Genomic DNA, 18,621 nt, shown 5'->3' on the forward strand with positions numbered 1-18,621 from the left:
TTCAGTTCTTTTTTATATATACATTTACCACTTCTACGGCATCGCTCACGTCCACCTCGCCGTCACGGTTCATATCGGCCTTGTCAAGCGGCACTTCGGGCATCTTGCCCAAATACGCCCCCACAATGGCTACAGCGTCCGTCACATCGGCCAACTTGTCTCCGTTCACATCGCCTTCCTCCCCGGTATCCACGTCGGGCTGTCCGCCTCCGGCCGGTTCGTCCGGGTTGTCCGGGGCGAATACATAACGCGCTTCCACCGTCACATCCTCCGTAGGCATGGAAAAATTAAACCCTTCCGCATCGCTCAGTTTCCGCCCTTCGCTGTACCATCCCCGGAAAACAAAACCTTGGTTGGCATAAGCTTGGAGATAGACCCACTCGCCTTCTTCCACCTTGCCCCCGCTCTCGCGGTTGAACGAGCAGGCTTCCTTAGGCGTGCAGTCCAACCACAAACGGTGCCGGAGCACCAAAGACGGTTCGGACGGATTAGTGGGGTCATAGGCATACAGGGCCACAAAATGTGCATCTTCTTCGCCTACGGTATAAGAGAATCCCATCTCGGCGGAATAGTCCGCACCGTCTTTCTGCCACCCCACGAAACGGAACGTGGAGGAGGCCGCAGAAGTGTTGACATATACCCCTGCGCCCTTTTCATACTTCCCCCCGCCGGACACGTAACCGGCCTCTGCCGGACGGGCTTCCACCGTCACCCGATAGAGCGTGTTCGGTTCGGGAGGATTGGGCGGATTGAACTCGTCCTGCCCACAGACGGGCAGGATGCCGGCCATGCAAAAGGCCGACACCGTGCACCACGTCCGTAAGAAAACTGCCACCGTCCTCATCGTACCACGACTTTACGGGCTTGTCCGCCCACATTGACCACATAGACTCCGGGACGCACGTCCAGACTGCCGTTGCCGTCGATGGTACCCATCAAAATTCCGGAAAGGGCGGTCACCGTCGTACGAAGCCCGGCGGCCCCGCTCACTGCAATCGTGCCGTTTTCCACATCCACCACAGCCTCGCCTGCGGCAAACACCCCGTTCACCCCAGTAGCCGAAGCAGACTTCACCAAAAGGAAGCGGTCGTGGAACGTGCCTGCCTCGGAAGAGAACACGTAATCCCCTTCGGAGAAGTCATGGCTTGCGCCCGTCAACTTGTCTTTCAGCATTACCCCCACGTCAGCACGGGTCAAGCCGATGGTATAATTCCCGGCGGCCTGCACCTCATAGCCCAAGGACACCACGCCGTTACCCTCCGGACGTTCGTTGATGGCATATTTCACGCCTTGGCCGTCCAATGAATACAGTTGCGGCACACCTTCCGCCATGAACTTGGCTGCGTCGCAACCCACCTCATACGTTTCGCGCTTCCGGGCATTGAACACCACACGCGTCTTGTCCGTCACCTTCCCGTCGGAAAGGGTAAGGTTCACCAACCGGCGTTCCACGCCTGCCGCACGGCGCATCCGTCGCGGTGCCACATTGGCCCGCCGGGCAGCCTCGGATTGCAACTTCGTCTTACGGTGTGCGGCATGGAACGTGATACCGTCCTCGGCATTGGGCTTCTGCACAAAGAAAGCCTGGTAAGGATAGAGCACGTAGTCGTCATCCTGAGGATTATAAGCCTCATACGACCACCCGTTCCATATCGTGACGGGATAGTCATACCCCAAATCCTGCAAGTCGAAATAAGAAGTATAGGGATTGCCCACGAAATTCCATCCGGCATCCTGTACCTCGTCTGCCCCATGGCTCTGCAAGAGAATGTCGCGGTTCTCGCCGTCGAACTTCGCATCCGGGACTTGGAAAGTCAACGTTCCGGATTGGCTACCTTGGAAAATATACCCCACACCGGCGGTCAGCTTGCCTGCCGCCCAGTCTTTCCAACCTCCCCGTCCATGTTGGGCACGTTCCGCCCCATCGTACCACCGCAGGACGTAACTTCCATCATACTTGATGTTCTTCTTGTCGATGGGGTATGGGAAGCAGAAGAAATACCAACGGTTGGCTTCCACCTGTATGTCGATATGCAGGTTCTTGGCATTGATGTTGCAATGCCCGTCCTTATCGCCTTGCCCGATGACCGAAGCCCCGTTCCCATTTCCGTCGTCTTTAAGATGTACGTCACCCAAGTCCTGACTCTCGCTCCCTTCGACCACCAGTCCCGAACCGGGATTGAGGTCGGCATCCGGGCCTTGCACTTCTCCGGTCCCGGAAATGGTGTCACCCTCCAAACGGGGTGTCTCCTCGTCAATCACCAAGTCTTTGTTCAGGTAGAAGTACTCGTAAGGTTCATTGAACATCACGATGGAAGGGAATTGCGACCATTGCGTGTCCCAATAATAGTTATTCTGCGCTGTCTCAGGCACATGAAGCGTGGCATTTTTAAAGACTTCCGCAGAAAAAGTGGTCTGGTCCAACTGTAAGGGGTCTATTATATAGGTATAGACATCCTTGATGTAGTCACAAGCTCTAAAGGCATCTCTTTCTACATTTAATACAGAAGCAGGAAACCGTACCTCAGATAATTCATCGCAGCCAACAAAAGCACCATCTCCTATATACTCTAAGCCAACAGGAAATTTAATGGCTCTCAGGTAACTATTACCACCAAACGCGCCAGCCCTAACATTTTTCAAGGTCGCAGGAAAGACCAAAGTATCCTGCAAATTACATCCGTTAAAAGCATATACCCCTATTTCTTTCAGGCCGTCACGAAAATCAACTTTTTCCAAATTGCTACAACCATAAAAAGTTTGGCTTCCAACTTCTTGAACCTTTTCAGGAATATCCATGCTCGTCAATCCACGGCATTCGCTAAAAGCACTCTGCCCAATGTAGGTAATACTTTTGGGAAGCCTACATATTCTCAAGTTTTTCCGACAAAAGGCATAATCCGGCAAGGAATCATTCCAACTGTGGTAGCCTTGGTAATGCTCATACGGATTATACACTACATGCGCATCCGCCAAATCCAATTCGCGGAGAGAAGTCATCTTGTTCCTCATCACCATGAAATCGTAACTGTTAACCGTTCCGCTCACTTTCAGACGAACCACATTCCGGGCCGCCTCATTATCCGACACGCCCCCCACGGCTTGCAAAACCGCAGACGACTTTTCTTCCGCCTCTACCATCACATCCCAATCATGTTGCCGTTCCAGACAAAGGATGTCATTCACCTTGTCGCTCCAAGCCGTACGGTAGGCTTCAATGCAACTTTCGGGAACATACACCAAGTTATCTCCCAAAGAAGAACTACCTCCTACAGGTGGAACAAGTGCATATAATTCTATCTCCACTCCTTGGTCGTTAAAAGCAAAAGAACCAAGTTCTTTAATGGAAGCAGGCAACTTCACAGAATGCAAGCTATCACATCCAGTAAATGCCCTCTCTCCTATTTCTTCAAAGCCTTCAGAAAAGGTAACGGATGACAAATTACGACAACCACTAAAAGCCAACTTCCCTACGTTTTCAACCCCCTTCTGCATAGAGACAGTTCTAATACTGTCCATCCTACTAAAAGTATAAGGCTTTATCTCTGCAATATCACCCGGTATCACCGCATGGGTCAACAACTTGCCTCCCATATAAAGATGGGCTTTGGGAAAATAGAGATGGGGACTGCCATATTCAAGTTTCACATACCTTACACTATTTATCCATGTATGCAAATCCTTCACATCCACATAACGGATATGCTCACAACTGCAAGAATCATCAAAATTCCCCCTATATGTGCAAAATGCCGTCCAATTTATCGCCTTCATCGAAGCCGGGAAAGATAACGAATCCAATTTGTCGCAACCATAAAAAGTGCGTTCTTCGATTTCCGTCAAGCCTTCTGGAAAAGCAACGGAAGTCAGACTTCCACAATTTTCAAACGCATAGCTACCTATCTTCTCCAAGCCTTCGGAAAAGGATACGGATGACAAGCTTGCACAATTTTCAAATGCATAGCTACTTATTTCCTTCAAACCCTCGGAAAAGGATAAGGATGACAAATTAAGACAACCACTAAAAGCCAACTTCCCTACGTTTTCAACACCTTTCTGCATAGAGACTGTTCTAATACTGTCCATTCCACTAAAGGTATAAGGCTTTACCTCTGTAACATCACCCGGTATCACCACATGGGTCAACAACTTACCTCCCATATAAAGATGGGCTTTGGGAAAATAGAGATGGAAACCAGGATCGTGTTCACGACCGATATACCTTACGCTATTTATCCATGTATGCAAATCCTTCACATCCACATAACGGATATGCTCACAACTGCAAGAATCACCATACCCCCTATATGTGCAAAATGCCGCCCAATTTATCGTCTTCATCGAAGCCGGGAAAGACAACGAATCCAATTTGTCGCAACCACTAAAAGCGTAATCATCTATCACTTTCAGGTTCTTAGGAAAGACAACAGAATGCAGTTTTTTACATCCATAGAACAATGCCGGTCTTATCCGGGTCATTGTATCAGGAAGTACGATGTCTGTCAACAAATCTCCACTGACATACAAATCCGCATACGGAGCAGCCACATGGTGATTCCTCTCCGTAAAACGATTGGAATTGAACCACGTTGCTATATCCCTTACCTCAATACGCCTAATACTGTCGCATGTACATTCTCTCCCATACTTATTTTCATGCGACTCACAAAATACCCCCCAATCAATCGACTTCATCGTGCTTGGGAAAAAAAGCGTTTCCAACCTTCCACACCTTTGAAAAGCACCATCACCAATCTGAGTAATTCCTTCAGGAAAAGATAAGGAAGTCAAACCATCACAGTTTTGAAAAGCGCCATCGCCAATAACCTTCAAACTTGCAGGGAATGATATAGAAGTCAAACCATAACAATCCACAAAAGCAAGCCTTCCGATTACCCTTAATTTTTCTGGTAATTTCACGGACATCACTCCGGAACAGGCATTAAAAGCCCATTCACCAATACTGTCCACCACATAATACTGACCACCATACTCCACAGTCTCGGGAATCACCACATCACCCGAATAATCAACATCTCCACTCACTACCACCGCCTTATCCTTAACGATGTCATAATAAATGCCATTTTTCTCGAACTCATAGGCTTGCACCTTGGAAAGCCCGAGAAGAACGAACCATAAAAGTAAAAATATCTTTTTCATCTTGTTTTTGTTTTAAGTTCTACTTGGATTGTAAAAAAACACCACGACGGGCAGAAAGATATACACGTCCCGGAACCAGATGTTCCACGCGCCGCCCTAAAAGGTCATAACAGGTGTCGTCCGGCAAGGCCACGTCCGTCCGGCTGTCCGTAATGCCGGTGGCGTTACGCTCCATCCTGAGATTCACTCCGGCCGACACGGAAGCCGAAAGGTAGCACCGTCCGGCAGGCAAAGCAAAAGGCACGTCCCCCACACGGTAGAACCGCACGCCATCCCCTTGGTTTTGCAGGATATACCCCTCGGTGACTTCCTGTGGCGTGACAATCCCCGTCAGCCCGTTCACCGTGACCGAGCGCGTGTCTTCGGGATAAAGCGAAGCGTCCACCGTACCCTCCAACACACCGCTGAAACCGTTCGCCGCATACAGCACATAGGGCGTATAGGCCTGTAAAGCCGTCACGGGGTCGAGATTCAAAACCCCGTCGCTGACGGATGCAACCGTATAAGCTTCCAAACCGGCAGGCAGTGCCTCCAAGCCAAAAGGCAGGATGCAAGTACCGTAACGGTTGGCGGCAGAAATGGATACGGGAACAGACGCATGATTGCCCACCTCGATTTCTCCCGTGTTCAAATCTCCCTCGGGGATATACTTTTGGGCATTCTCGGCCACCGTAAGGTTCAAACCGAACATCCGGATTTCCCCCATACCGGGCTTGGCGTACGGAGATGCCTTGACCGACACCCGGAACAACCGCCCGGAAAATGACGTGAAGTCCTCGTTCAGAGATGAGAAACAAGCCACACGCAGGTTGCCGTTCACCTGCAACCCACTGGCAAAAATATGCGTGAACTGTGGAAACCCCATACTGTCGTCATACGGATACATCCCGTCCAAGCCACACATCATGGCACAATTTCCCTTGTCGTTGGGAACGAAAACCAAATCCTCGGGCAAAGCGATTTCCATGTTGTAGGCCGTGTAAAAACGGGAACCTTCCACGCCCACAATGAAATCAACGGTTTCCCCTCCGGGTTGTACCACCGCCGGAGCCTCCACCACAAAATGGTCTGAAGTCGTAACAGGAAGTTTGGCCTGGCCAAACACCCGGGGCGGGAACAAACACAACACCCACACCCATCTGATAAAAGCTTTCATAACAGCTTCCTCCTTAAACCACCGGAGACTCCCGAAATCCGGCACTTTTAAACAAGACTTGCGTGGCATATACAAAAAAAGCGCGGGAATCTGTACCCGTTGCCCGTTCATTTTATCAAGGCCTTCGCATGCCCAATCACTCCAAACGAACAACTTCAGAAGCCCACGCCGATATGTATACCAATCCCCTAAGTCAGCACCCCGCGACAGGGTGCTGACAAGAAAGGGATGTATATAACACACCCACAGGACATCTACTGTTACCTTGCTCTTGGAGTAATTACCGAAGTTGCGAAGTTCTGATAAGCATAAGAGCAGAGCGCCAAGTAAACGCCTTTTCCATATATGGTATTCCCCTCACCCGCCTTACGAACAAGGCACCGGCGTGGAAACACATTGCAAATGTAACACTTTCTTTATAATAAAAGAAATAATAAAGGAGAAATCAACCTCCCTCACTTGTAAATCAAAAATATAGCCGGCACTTTGGACAAATCCGGAAGAGGATGCTTCTTCCATTCCTGCACCGTGCGAGTCTTGATATACTCTTCCTTGCAGGTTATGCCTGCCGCCACACAAAGGCGGGTCTGTGGACGGCATGCCCGAAGAACCTCCTCGAACATCTTGGCATTACGGTAAGGGGTTTCGATGAACAGTTGGGTCTGATGTTCCGAATATACCCGCTGTTCCAACATTTTAATGCGCTTGGCCCGTTCTGCCGGGTCTATCGGAAGATAACCGTTGAAAGCAAAACTCTGTCCGTTGAAGCCGGACGCCATCACGGCCAAAATCATGGAAGACGGACCCACTAAAGGTATGACCCGCAGTCCCTTGCGTTGGGCTATGGCCACCACATCGGCTCCAGGGTCGGCCACTGCCGGACAACCGGCCTCGGAAATCACGCCGACCGGCATGCCTTGCTCCAATGGACGCAGATAGGACGCAAACGCCTCTGAAGAAGCATGCTTGCCCATGGCAAAAAAAGTCAACTCGTCTATATTGATGTCCCGGTCCACCTTTTTCAGAAAACGGCGGGCCGAACGCAAATCTTCCACGATGAAAAACTTGATGTTCCGGATAATCCCTGTATTATAATCCGGCAAGACCTGCGAATGGGGCGTATCCCCCAACGTGACAGGTATCAAATAAAGTGCTGGTTCCATTATTTTTTGTTTGCAGACGGATGATACCCCGACTCGCGGAGAATCTTTCCATAATCGTTCTCACGAAGCAATTCACCAATCGTTACCCGGGGATGTGATTTCATATAATGGTCTATGATTTGCAAGCCCAACCACAAACCTATCTGGTCCGGGCTGTCTTTCCCGATATAAGGCGTGGTTCCACGAGGTTCCATAAAAAGCCTGATCATCGTCAAGTCGGCGGAAGTCAGGGCACCATGCCCCATCAACCAATTCCACACATTGGTTTCGTTATCCTTGTACCAAAGCACGCGTTCTTCTTCAAAACCGGCCTCTTGCTCCAAAGAAATATTCCGGCAATGCGCAATCACCCAATGTATCTTCCCGTAATCTGAGATGTAATCCAACAACGTATGCACCTTACCGTCCGGCAAAGGATATTCATGGGACAGATAATAGAACAAAGCATCTGACACCAACCAACTACGGTCCATTACCCGACGCTGATAATCATGATAATATTTGCGGTACAAAGGATAGTCACGCCCCAAATACTTGTCCAAGCTAATGCCCAACAAGCTATCGCCCACCACTATGCTTTGGTTCAAACCGGATATCTGAGTATACATGAACGGTATACGGAAACTGGGATCAGCATCCTTGACCTGTTCGAATACCGAAGAGATTTCAGTTTCCTCCGCATTCAAATCCGCATACTCATCATGCACGTCTTCCAACAACACCTGCATGGTAGAGTCGAGATAATACTCCCGCAAACGTTGTTCGATGCGTGGATCCTCTACGGAGCCGATTGTCAACACCTCTTCTATAAGCAACCGTGTCGCAGCCGGATATTCCGTATTCATACGTTGGAGCGAAGTGAAACTATTCAAGGAAACGAACTCATCAACCAAACGGTCATAACGGAATATCTTTTCTCCTTTATCCGATTGGCTATCCGTCCACCAGGGAACGGAACTCCACCGACAAGAAGAAAAAAACATAGTCAGGCCTACCAATATCAATAAAGCTCGTTTCAAAACTTATTATTCGTTAAATACGCATACAAATATACAAACAAATACATTAACCACAAACTATTTTACTAAAAAAAGCAAAAACAAAACTATATATGGGGCAAATCGGAGTATTTATGACGATTTTGGAAATAGTAAGCCCACAAAATACTGAACCGAGCTTGTTCCGGAACCGGGTTCACGACCATACGGGACAGGTTTTCTTTCCGGGCAGCCCGAAAATCTTCCTTTTGCTTTCTGAAATCGGCCCTCGCCTGAAACACAGCCAGAAAAGACCGCCGCTCCCCTTTCAGCAAAAATTGGAGGGCAGCCAACCTGTCCAACCAAAAACGACAACGCATGACCGTACTCAGACGTTCATCCGGCAGATTCTTATAAAGCATATAAAGGTTATTCCGGAAATTCAAATAGGTCTTATGCGGGTTTTCCTTGGACAACGTGCCTCCCCCTACATGATAAACCACAGCCGACGGCACACAGACAATGCCGTATCCGCGACTGCGTAACCGCCAACAAAAGTCAATTTCCTCCATGTGGGCAAAAAAGCGGGCATCCAAACCTCCGGCTTCGCGATAAACGGCACTACGTACCATCAAAGCGGCTCCGGTGGCCCAAAAAACAGGGGCCACTGTATCATATTGCCCCTCATCGGTTTCCACCGTATTCATGACACGCCCCCTGCAATACGGATAACCCCAAGCATCCATATACCCTCCTGCCGCTCCCGCATACTCGAACTTATCCGGTGCATGCCAACTTAGGATTTTAGGTTGGCAGGCTGCTACCTCCGGATGGGTATCCAAATACTGCGACATGGGAGAAATCCAATCATCTTTCACCTCCACGTCCGAATTCAGCAAAACAAAATATTCGGCCTCAATCTGTGCCAAAGCCCGGTTATACCCTTCGGCAAAGCCGTAATTCCGTTCCAATAAGATTGTTTTCACAGCAGGAAAATCTACCGAAAGAAGCTCCAACGACTTATCCGTAGAAGCATTGTCGGCCACATATACCTCTGCCGATGTATGAGCCAACACACCAGGCAAAAAGCGACGAAGCATTTCTTCTCCGTTCCAATTCAAAATGACTACGGCCACCTTGTCCATATCCGTCCTCTCCTATTATTATAATAAGGTGGCACGTAAAGCCGACCTGCCTGCATTAAAATCTCCCAAACGTACACGGACAATCTGATTGTCCAGATTCCCTTCGACAGGCAATTCCACCCGGATATAGTTGGCTGTAAAGCCATGCATCACTCCTTCCGTCCGGGACTTTTCCAACAGGACCTCGGCCTCGGTTCCGATGTAACGCCGATAAAATGCCTCCCATTTTACATCGGACAACTCCAATAGCCGTTGGCTGCGCCGATGTTTCTCCTCTGGCGAAACAGAATGTCCTATTTTCAGAGCCATCGTTCCGGGGCGCTCCGAATAACTGAACACATGCAACTGGCTCACATCCAACGAACGAATGAAACCGAATGCTTCTTCAAAACATCCATCCGTCTCGCCCCGCGTACCTACAATCACATCCACACCGATAAAGGCATCAGGCATCAGCTCTTTCACACGTGATATCTTCTCGGCAAAAAAATTTGTAGTATAACGGCGACGCATAAGTTTCAGCACTTCATCGCTACCGCTTTGTAACGGTATATGAAAATGGGGCATAAACGCACGCGACTCCGCACAAAAAGCCAACACGTCCTCTGTCAGCAAATTAGGTTCGATGGAAGATATACGGTAACGGGCTATACCTTCCACCCGGTCAAGCGCTTTCACCAAATCCAAAAAGCTTTCACCGGTAGTCTTACCGAAATCTCCGATATTCACTCCAGTCAACACTATTTCACGCCCCCCCTCCGATGCTGCTTGTTCTGCTTGACGAACCAATGAGGCTATGCTACCGTTACGGCTACGCCCACGAGCATACGGAATCGTACAATACGTACAATAATAATCGCACCCGTCTTGCACTTTCAAGAAATAACGTGTCCGGTCGCCACATGAACAGGAAGGGACAAATGTATGTATATCTTTCGTAGGCACAGTATAAGCGGCGTGCTCCGCATCAGCTGATTTACGCTCTGCCGGCAACAAAGGCAAACGTTCCTCTAAATAACGCAATATATCCCCTTTCTGCTCTGCCCCCAAAACTAAATCCACTCCGTCAATAGCAGAAACTTGCTCCGGTTTAAGTTGGGCATAACAGCCCGTTACCACCACAAAAGCTCCGGGATGCTGTTTCACCAACTTATGAATAGCTTGCCGGCATTTATGATCGGCAACCTCCGTTACCGAACAAGTATTCACCACACAAATATCGGCACGTTCTCCGGCTCGCACCGTCCTCACTCCCATCTCCTTCAACAAACGCCCTATTGTAGAAGTCTCTGCAAAATTCAACTTACAGCCTAACGTAAAATATACGGCTTTCTTCCCCTCAAAAACGGATGCTTCTGTCATATCATCTATAGTATAATCCAATCTTAATCACTGTTCCAACCGCAAAGTTACATAATTCTATGGAATAGCACATAGAGAACCTCGAAAAATTAACAGTACATAAAATATTGATTCATTGCAACTTATATATATCCTTAAAAATATGTATCAAAAAAAAGAGGGCAAAGTGTACAACATATCAAAAAAGTATATACCTTTGCAATGTTTTAATAAGCAATTGATTGTTTTACAGATTTAAAAAAGCAAAAAAATGAAAAAGTTAGCATTTTTGTTCGTAGCTTTCGCAGCTATTTCTTTCGCATCTTGCGGTAACAAAACTTCTCAGGCTGAAACTGCAGCTGATACTGACACTGTAGCTGTAGAAGAAGAAATCGTAGAAGTTGATTCTGTAGTTGCCGATAGCGCTGCCGCTGATGCTGCTGTAGTTGCTGATAGCGCTGCTGCCGAAGCTCCTGCTGCTGAATAATTCAGTACAGATACGAACTAAAAGGAACAAGAGATCATACGCGAGTATGGTCTCTATTTTTTTATACCAATCCCTTCTTTTCGGAATCCATCTCTTTTGGCACGATAAATCTGATTAATAAAAAAGGGGAACACCCTTCATTGGATATTCCCCCTATAAATAACACACAATATAAATAGCCCTTATAATTAAGCTTCTTCCGCTACAACCTCAAAAGGTATCTCAACAGAAACTTCCTTATGCAATTTTACAGTAGCATGATATGAACCCACTGCTTTCACATCTTTCACTACAATAATCTTACGGTCAATATCAAAACCAAGCTTCTTCAACTCGTCTGCAATCTGCAAACTGTTTACCGAGCCATAGATGACACCCGTAGCACTCACCTTAGTAGGAATAGTCAGAGCAACCTCAGCCAACTTATCAGCCAATGCCTGAGCCTCATTCTTGATTTTCTCCAACTTATGAGCACGCTGCTTCAAATCCTCAGCCAACATTTTCTTGGCAGAATCTGAAGCAATCACAGCCTTACCGGTAGGAATAAGGTAGTTACGACCGTAACCTGACTTTACGTCTACAATATCATTCTTGTAGCCCAAGCCTATAATATCTTCTTTCAATATAATTTCCATGCTTACTCCTCCTTATTATTATTTCATCATATCTGTTACAAATGGAAGAAGTGCCAAATGACGGGCTCTCTTGACAGCCTGTGCTACACGACGCTGATACTTCAAAGAAGTACCTGTAATGCGACGGGGCAAAATCTTACCCTGCTCATTCAAGAATTTCTTCAAGAATTCGGGATCCTTATAATCAATGTACTTAATACCGCTTTTCTTGAAACGGCAGTACTTTTTCTTCTTCACGTCTACGGTCGGCGGAGTCAAATATCTGATTTCTGATTGCTGTGCCATGATTTAATCCTCCTTTTTTGATTTGTTATTTCTTCTCTTCTCAGCGTATTCTGCTGCATACTTCTCCATTTTGATAGTCAAAAAGCGAAGTACTTTCTCATCACGACGGAAATTGACTTCCAAAGTTTTAATCACTTCAGGCTGCGCCTTGAACTCCATAAGGATATAAAATCCCGTGGACTTCTTTTCAATGGCGTAAGCCAATTTCTTCAGGCCCCAGTTCTCTTCATTGATAATCTCTGCACCGTTGTCAGTGAGGATACCCCTGAACTTGTTGACCGCTTCCTTCATCTGGTCGTCAGATAAAACGGGAGTTAAAATGAAAACGGTTTCGTATTGATTCATAATCCGTTAAATAAATAATTAATAATGTTTTTGCAAAAATGCGGTGCAAAATTACGTGTTTTTCCGCTATTATGCAAATTTTCTAAGCTTTAAATCCAATCAAAGCTTTAGAAAAAGAGAGGTTGGAAAAGTAGCTGCCTAAAGCTTTAAAGAAATTTAAGAAGCTCACACGGCCACAATCTGTAATAAATATCATACCTTTGTATGGTCGAACAATCTGAAGGACATGAGCGAACAATTCAATTTCGATATAAAATTAATCTTTGCCATCCTGAACGGGAAGGTGTCGGCAGCAATCAACCGCAAGCTCTACCGTAACTTCCGGCTATACAATGTGGACATTACTCCGGAACAATGGACGGTGTTGTTATATCTATGGGAAAAAGACGGTGTCACGCAACAAGAATTGTGTAACGCGACTTTCAAGGACAAACCGAGTATGACACGGCTGATCGACAATATGGAGCGCCTGAACCTCGTTGTCAGAATATCCGGGAAAACAGACCGGAGAATCAACCTGATTCATCTGACCAAGACTGGACGGGATTTGGAAGAGAAATCGAGATTTATCGCCAACAAGACCCTGAAAGAGGCCCTGCGTGGCCTTAGTGTGGAAGAATTAAGCATAAGCCAGGAAGTTTTAAGAAAAGTGTTTTTAAACACAAAGGATTAAAATGCTCCTTTTCCGTCTTTTTTTCTATGAAAAGTTTCGGAGTTTAAATAATTATGCTTTAATTTGTAGGCTGAATGGAGAAAAACATAAAAAGAAACATACAATGAATAATTTTTTAAAGAATTTGGGTATTCTCTTAATCGTTCTGGGAACTGCGGTATTGGTTCTGAGTTATGTATGCAACTGGCTTGATTATAACTGGCCTAACGGTATAGCCTTATTGGCTATTGTGGTCGGTATTATCGTCCACATTGTCATGAACAAGAAAATACAAGATTAAGAGGTAAAAGAATGGCCCCGGATGTTCCTCAAGGAAATCCGGGGCCATTCTTACGTTATCTGTTCTTATTCCTCTTCTGTTGTGGGGATAATCAAACGATAACCTTTTCCATGGACGTTGTTAATCTCAATGGAAGGGTCGTCTTTCAGATGCTTGCGCAATTTTGTGATATACACATCCATGCTCCGTGCATTGAAGTAATTGTCATCAATCCAAATCGTCTTCAATGCCAGTTCACGTTGTAATACATCATTGGCATGCGCACAAAGCAATGAAAGCAACTCACTTTCCTTGGTTGTCAACTTGGTTTGCTTGTCACCGATAGCCAAAATCTGCCTTTGTGTGTCGAAAGTGAAACGACCCAGTTTATACATGTTCGTCTCCTTTACTTTCTTACCCCTCACACGGCGCAAGATGGCCTCCATACGGAATACCAGTTCTTCCATCGAGAAAGGTTTAGTGATATAGTCATCAGCCCCTATTTTAAATCCGTCGAAAATATCCTCCTTCAGGTTTTTGGCCGTCAGGAATATGATAGGTATTTCAGCATTGACCTGTCGGATTTCCTGTGCCAACTGGAATCCATCCTTCTTTGGCATCATAACGTCCAACACACACATTTCGTAACGGTTCTTCAAAAATGCCTTGTAACCGGCATCTCCGTCCGGAAACAGTTCCGCCTCATAACCCTTGGCCTGTAAATACTCTCTCAGCAACATGCCCAGGCTCTCATCGTCCTCGCATAATAATATTCGCAATTTTTCTTCCATAATTCTTATTTTTTTATTGTTGGTAATGTGATTATAAATTTCGTTCCATGACCGTATTCGCTTTCTGCATGTATCACGCCATTCTGTAACCCCACGATTTTCTTGACGTAGGCCAGTCCTAAGCCGAAACCTTTGACATCATGTTTATTGCCAGTATGCACACGATAAAACTTATCGAAAATCCTCTTCAAGTCATCTTTCTGTATGCCTATGCCGTTATCTTCTATTGAAATATTGATCTTGTCCCCCGTATTCCATGTCCGAAGAGTCAAATGCAGTTCCACATCATCACGCTTGTATTTGACCGCATTATCCATCAAATTGAATATCACATTCGTAAAGTGCATCTCATCCACATAAATCTCCGCCTGTTCGGCTTTGAAATCAGACGATATACTTCCTCCATTCTGCGACACTTTCAAAGTAAACGTCTTAATGACTCCCGCCAACAACTGATGTGCATCCAACTCTTTCTGCTTGAACGCAATGTTATCTCTGTCGTACAAAGACATTTGCAGTACTTTTTCCACCTGAAAACGTAAACGCTTGGTCTCGTCGTTAATGACCCGCGAAAGATTCTCGTACATCGCCTCGCTCTTCTTTATCGACTGGTCGCTCAGCATCTGGGCGGCCAATGAAATAGACGAAATCGGAGTCTTGAATTCATGCGTCATATTGTTGATGAAGTCATTTTTCATCTCCGTCACCTTTTTCTGACGGAATATCACATATATCGTAAAGACAAAAGTGACAAACAGAATGATGGTAAAGGCCAATGCCGGAATCATCATCCGTGCCGTTTCCAACAAATAGGAATTCATATCCGGAAAATGAATCCTCACAATGCCGATTTTACCCGCAGGGTCATTACGGAACAACACCTGGGAGTATGAATAGTCTTTTCCTTTCTCCTCGTAATCCGGGCATCGGTATACCTCCCGTCCGTCATTGGTAGCCACCGTGAAATGATAAGGAATACTGATTCCGTTATTTTCAAGCGCATTACGGATGTCCTGATCCAACAATTTGAAATTAATCCGCTCTTCCAGGGGTTTCTCACTCGCTTTATACAAGATAGTGTATATTACTTCGTCAAGCAAACCCTTATGATATACATACGCATTCTTCACATACTCCTGAAACGACCTGGTGGCCTCGTCAATCGAATTATTACGCTCGATACGCAACACTTTCGGCATAGTGGAAGGATGCTTCACTATCGTATGCAATTCGAAATCGGAATATATCTTTTCTCCCCCGTGTGCAACTCCTACACCGTTGCTCGCATCTACAGTACCGACTATCCCGCCCATATAAAGTTTAGGCAAAGAATCCGAAGTCGGGCTTAAATTGTCCCGTGTAAAGTTCTCCAGATAACGAAACGTCTCGTTCTGCTCCAAATTGCGGGATGCCTGATTCAGACTACGAACTACGGATTCGTCAAATTGTTCCTTCCGCATCTTCACCATCTGCTCGATGTAGCGCATCTGCAACAAAAGAAGTCCCAAAAACGAAACTCCGATAATTACACTTACTATCCAGATTGTAGACCTTTTCATATCAGCAAATATACATATCGAAAACGGGCATTAAGCTCATAAAAACTTATTCCTTCATTGAGTTTAACGTTATTAACAACAAAGTAATACAAAATGATTTATACAAGCAAACAAGGATTGCTTTATCTTAAAAATAAGTATTCAGTCGCCGAGAAAAAATATCTGCATGTATCCCTCAAGCAGTGCCTCCCACCTGTTCCTAAGATGCGTTTTTATTGTGCAGCAAACGAAAAAATCCCGCCCTTCAACTTACTTGCATACTCAAGCAAAAAGTCGAAAAGCGGGATACCTCCAGTAGCTTAGTTTATTATTCTTCTTTATCTTGTTTAGCCTCAAAATCCTTAACCAGTTTCTCTTGCACGTCTGCCGGTACCAGTTCGTAGCTGGCAAACGACATGATGAAAGAAGCACGACCACCGGTAATGGAACTTAAAGAGGTACAATAATTGGACATCTCCTTCAACGGCACTTTGGCCACAAGTTTCTCATAACCGTTCTCGCTAGTCATCCCCATAATCATGCCTCGGCGTCCTTGCAAGTCGCTCATCACATCACCCATCTTGTCACTGGGAACAAAGACCTCCACGTCGTAAATAGGCTCCAGAATCTTCGGCCCGGCCTCTTTAAACGCCATACTGAAAGCATTACGCCCGGCCAACATGAAAGAAATTTCATTGGAATCTACGGGATGCATCTTTCCGTCGTACACGATGACACGGACATCGCGGGCGTAACTACCCGTCAACGGGCCTTGTTCCATACGCTGCATCACACCTTTCAGAATAGCCGGCATGAAACGGGCATCAATGGCACCACCCACCACAGAGTTGATAAAGACGAGCTTGCCGCCCCACTCTAAGGGTACTTCTTCCTTGCTGCGCGCATTAATCCGGAACTCTTGTCCGTTGAAACGATATACTTCCGGATCGGGCATACCTTCATAATAGGGTTCCACAATCAAATGTACTTCGCCGAACTGCCCCGCTCCTCCCGACTGTTTCTTATGACGGTAGTCGGCACGCGCAGCCTTCGTAATGGTCTCACGATAAGGAATGCGAGGTTCTTCGAACTTAATGGCAATCTTTTCATTATTTTCCATACGCCACTTCAACGTACGCAAATGGAATTCCCCTTGTCCGTGTACCAGTATCTGACGCAATTCTTTGCTCTGCTCCACTACCCACGTGGGATCTTCCTCACGCATACGGTTCAAGGCATTCATCATCTTCTCGGTCTCTGCCTCGTTCACCGCCTTTACCGCACGGGTATACTTCGGATTGGGATATTTGATGAAATTGAAACGGTTCTCGCTATTTTTATCATTCAACGTATTCCCCGTCTTCACATCCTTCAGCTTCACCGTGCAACCGATATCTCCGGCCACCAATTCTTCCACCTTAATACGGTTGGCACCCGCACAAACGAACAACTGCGACATGCGTTCTTTCGACCCGCGGTCGGCATTGTTCAAATCATCACCTTCATGTACCTTGCCACTCATCACCTTGAAGTACTGCACCTCGCCGATATGAGGTTCTACGCCGGTCTTGAAGAAATAAAGCGAAGTCGGGCCGTCCACATCGGGAGTCACCTCCATACCTCTGGTATTATGCACTTTGGGCATCTCGCTGACGAAAGGCACGACATTGCCCAAAAATTCCATCAAGCGCCGTACACCCATATCCTTTCCCGCACAAACACAGAACACCGGGAACATCCCCCGTGCTGCCAATCCCTTGCGGATACCCTCACGCATCTCGTCTTCGGTCAGCGTTTCGCTCTCAAAGAATTTCTCCATCAATGTTTCGTCGTTCTCGGCAGCGGCCTCAACCAATACCTTGTGCATCTCCATGGCCTTCTCTTTCTGGTCTTCCGGGATTTCTTCTATCGTCGGTTCTCCACCTTCAGGCCCCCAGGAGTATTTCTTCATCAGCAACACGTCAATCAAGGCATTGAAGTCCGGCCCTGTTTTTATCGGATACTGCACCGGAACGACCTTGTTGCCGTAAATGGAAGTCAACTGCTCCAATATGGCATCGTAATCGCACTTTTCATCATCCAACTGGTTTACCAGAAAAATCACGGGCTTCCCTAACTTTTCCGTATATCTGAAATGATTCTGCGTCCCGACTTCCGCACCGTATTGCCCGTTCAACAGCAACACGGCCGTATCCGTCACATTCAGTGCCGTCAACGCCGCACCCACAAAATCATCCGAACCCGGACAGTCTATGATATTCAGTTTCTTATTGTTCCATTCCACATGATACACTGTGGAAAAAACCGAATAACCGTATTCCTGTTCCACCGGAAAATAGTCACTCACCGTGTTCTTGGCCGTAATTCTTCCGCGGCGCTTAATCAATCCGGCCTCATAAAGCAAGGCTTCCGTGAGTGTTGTTTTACCGGAACCATCATTTCCCAACAGGGCTATGTTTTTAATCTCGTTTGTTTGATATACTTTCATCGTGTAACATTTAATTTAAAGGTAACAACTAAACGGCACGAAATTTAGCAATAAAATCCCATACAGCCAACGATTCCGTGATTTTGTTCATTATGTTTTTAAACATAGTCTGCCTTTTCGGGTTCTTTTTCCTTCTTTCACTACCTTTGCACCACAGTTTTACACCTTATTATAT

The 18,621-nt window shown here is 46.4% G+C and carries 16 protein-coding genes; 3 read left to right on the forward strand and 13 right to left on the reverse strand.

The genetic code is table 11. The features are described 5' to 3' along the window. Position 1 precedes the first annotated feature (1 nt). The 7 genes from HMPREF9442_RS03840 to mtaB all read right to left on the reverse strand — a co-directional run bounded on the left by HMPREF9442_RS03840 (position 2) and on the right by mtaB (position 10,966). Entirely contained in the window at positions 2–844 is an 843-nt protein-coding gene (locus tag HMPREF9442_RS03840) for an InlB B-repeat-containing protein (protein ID WP_008625563.1), read from the reverse strand. Beyond that, a complete protein-coding gene (locus tag HMPREF9442_RS03845) occupies positions 841–5,163 on the reverse strand; it encodes a leucine-rich repeat protein (RefSeq protein WP_008625564.1) in 4,323 nt (1,440 codons plus the stop codon). The genes HMPREF9442_RS03840 and HMPREF9442_RS03845 overlap by 4 nt, the downstream gene beginning before the upstream one ends. A gap of 19 nt (positions 5,164–5,182) precedes the next feature. Beyond that, the gene (locus HMPREF9442_RS03850) at positions 5,183–6,319 is read right to left on the reverse strand and encodes a hypothetical protein (protein ID WP_147639877.1); all 1,137 of its coding nucleotides are present in this window, start codon (positions 6,317–6,319) and stop codon (positions 5,183–5,185) included. A gap of 455 nt (positions 6,320–6,774) precedes the next feature. Then, on the reverse strand, positions 6,775–7,482 hold the full coding sequence (locus HMPREF9442_RS03855) for an SAM-dependent methyltransferase (RefSeq protein WP_008625567.1): 708 nt from the start codon (positions 7,480–7,482) through the stop codon (positions 6,775–6,777). Then, positions 7,482–8,501, reverse strand: coding sequence for a gliding motility protein GldB-related protein (locus HMPREF9442_RS03860; protein ID WP_253271009.1), 1,020 nt, complete (start codon positions 8,499–8,501; stop codon positions 7,482–7,484). Before HMPREF9442_RS03860 ends, HMPREF9442_RS03855 begins: the two co-directional genes overlap by 1 nt. A gap of 86 nt (positions 8,502–8,587) precedes the next feature. Further along, positions 8,588–9,604 carry a glycosyltransferase family 2 protein gene (locus tag HMPREF9442_RS03865; RefSeq protein WP_008625569.1) on the reverse strand — a complete coding sequence of 339 codons (1,017 nt, stop codon included), beginning with the start codon at positions 9,602–9,604 and terminating at the stop codon, positions 8,588–8,590. Between the two features lie 18 nt (positions 9,605–9,622). Beyond that, positions 9,623–10,966 carry a tRNA (N(6)-L-threonylcarbamoyladenosine(37)-C(2))-methylthiotransferase MtaB gene (gene mtaB, locus HMPREF9442_RS03870; RefSeq protein WP_008625570.1) on the reverse strand — a complete coding sequence of 448 codons (1,344 nt, stop codon included), beginning with the start codon at positions 10,964–10,966 and terminating at the stop codon, positions 9,623–9,625. 250 nt (positions 10,967–11,216) lie between these two features. Between mtaB and HMPREF9442_RS03875 the strand changes: the two genes are divergently transcribed. Continuing rightward, a complete protein-coding gene (locus HMPREF9442_RS03875; RefSeq protein WP_008620771.1) occupies positions 11,217–11,432 on the forward strand; it encodes a PG1828 family lipoprotein in 216 nt (71 codons plus the stop codon). A gap of 188 nt (positions 11,433–11,620) precedes the next feature. Here HMPREF9442_RS03875 and rplI read toward each other — a convergent pair whose 3' ends face one another. The 3 genes from rplI to rpsF are packed head-to-tail and all read right to left on the reverse strand — an operon-like array spanning position 11,621 to position 12,697. Next, positions 11,621–12,067: a 50S ribosomal protein L9 gene (gene rplI / locus HMPREF9442_RS03880; protein ID WP_008625573.1), complete on the reverse strand. Its 447-nt coding sequence runs from the start codon at positions 12,065–12,067 to the stop codon at positions 11,621–11,623. Between the two features lie 18 nt (positions 12,068–12,085). Continuing rightward, positions 12,086–12,355: a 30S ribosomal protein S18 gene (rpsR, locus tag HMPREF9442_RS03885; RefSeq protein WP_172604765.1), complete on the reverse strand. Its 270-nt coding sequence runs from the start codon at positions 12,353–12,355 to the stop codon at positions 12,086–12,088. Further along, complete coding sequence (gene rpsF, locus HMPREF9442_RS03890) at positions 12,356–12,697, reverse strand: 30S ribosomal protein S6 (RefSeq protein ID WP_008620765.1); 342 nt, start codon at positions 12,695–12,697, stop codon at positions 12,356–12,358. Between the two features lie 226 nt (positions 12,698–12,923). Here rpsF and HMPREF9442_RS03895 point away from each other — a divergent pair, with 226 nt between their 5' ends. Together HMPREF9442_RS03895 and HMPREF9442_RS16640 are read left to right on the forward strand one after the other, a co-directional pair. Then, positions 12,924–13,370 (forward strand): MarR family winged helix-turn-helix transcriptional regulator, encoded by a 447-nt coding sequence (locus HMPREF9442_RS03895; protein ID WP_008625574.1) that lies wholly within the window; start codon positions 12,924–12,926, stop codon positions 13,368–13,370. Positions 13,371–13,473: 103 nt separating this feature from the next. Then, positions 13,474–13,650, forward strand: coding sequence for a hypothetical protein (locus HMPREF9442_RS16640; RefSeq protein ID WP_230315489.1), 177 nt, complete (start codon positions 13,474–13,476; stop codon positions 13,648–13,650). A gap of 65 nt (positions 13,651–13,715) precedes the next feature. Here HMPREF9442_RS16640 and rprY read toward each other — a convergent pair whose 3' ends face one another. The 3 genes from rprY to fusA2 form a co-directional block, all read right to left on the reverse strand. After that, on the reverse strand, positions 13,716–14,420 hold the full coding sequence (rprY, locus tag HMPREF9442_RS03905) for a response regulator transcription factor RprY (RefSeq protein WP_008620761.1): 705 nt from the start codon (positions 14,418–14,420) through the stop codon (positions 13,716–13,718). Between the two features lie 5 nt (positions 14,421–14,425). After that, the gene (locus tag HMPREF9442_RS03910; protein ID WP_008625576.1) at positions 14,426–15,979 is read right to left on the reverse strand and encodes a sensor histidine kinase; all 1,554 of its coding nucleotides are present in this window, start codon (positions 15,977–15,979) and stop codon (positions 14,426–14,428) included. Between the two features lie 307 nt (positions 15,980–16,286). Beyond that, the gene (gene fusA2 / locus HMPREF9442_RS03915) at positions 16,287–18,446 is read right to left on the reverse strand and encodes an elongation factor G2 (protein ID WP_008625579.1); all 2,160 of its coding nucleotides are present in this window, start codon (positions 18,444–18,446) and stop codon (positions 16,287–16,289) included. Between the last annotated feature and the right edge of the window lie 175 nt (positions 18,447–18,621).

The sequence above is a fragment of the Paraprevotella xylaniphila YIT 11841 genome (assembly GCF_000205165.1).
In the GTDB taxonomy this organism is placed as follows: Bacteria; Bacteroidota; Bacteroidia; order Bacteroidales; family Bacteroidaceae; genus Paraprevotella; species Paraprevotella xylaniphila.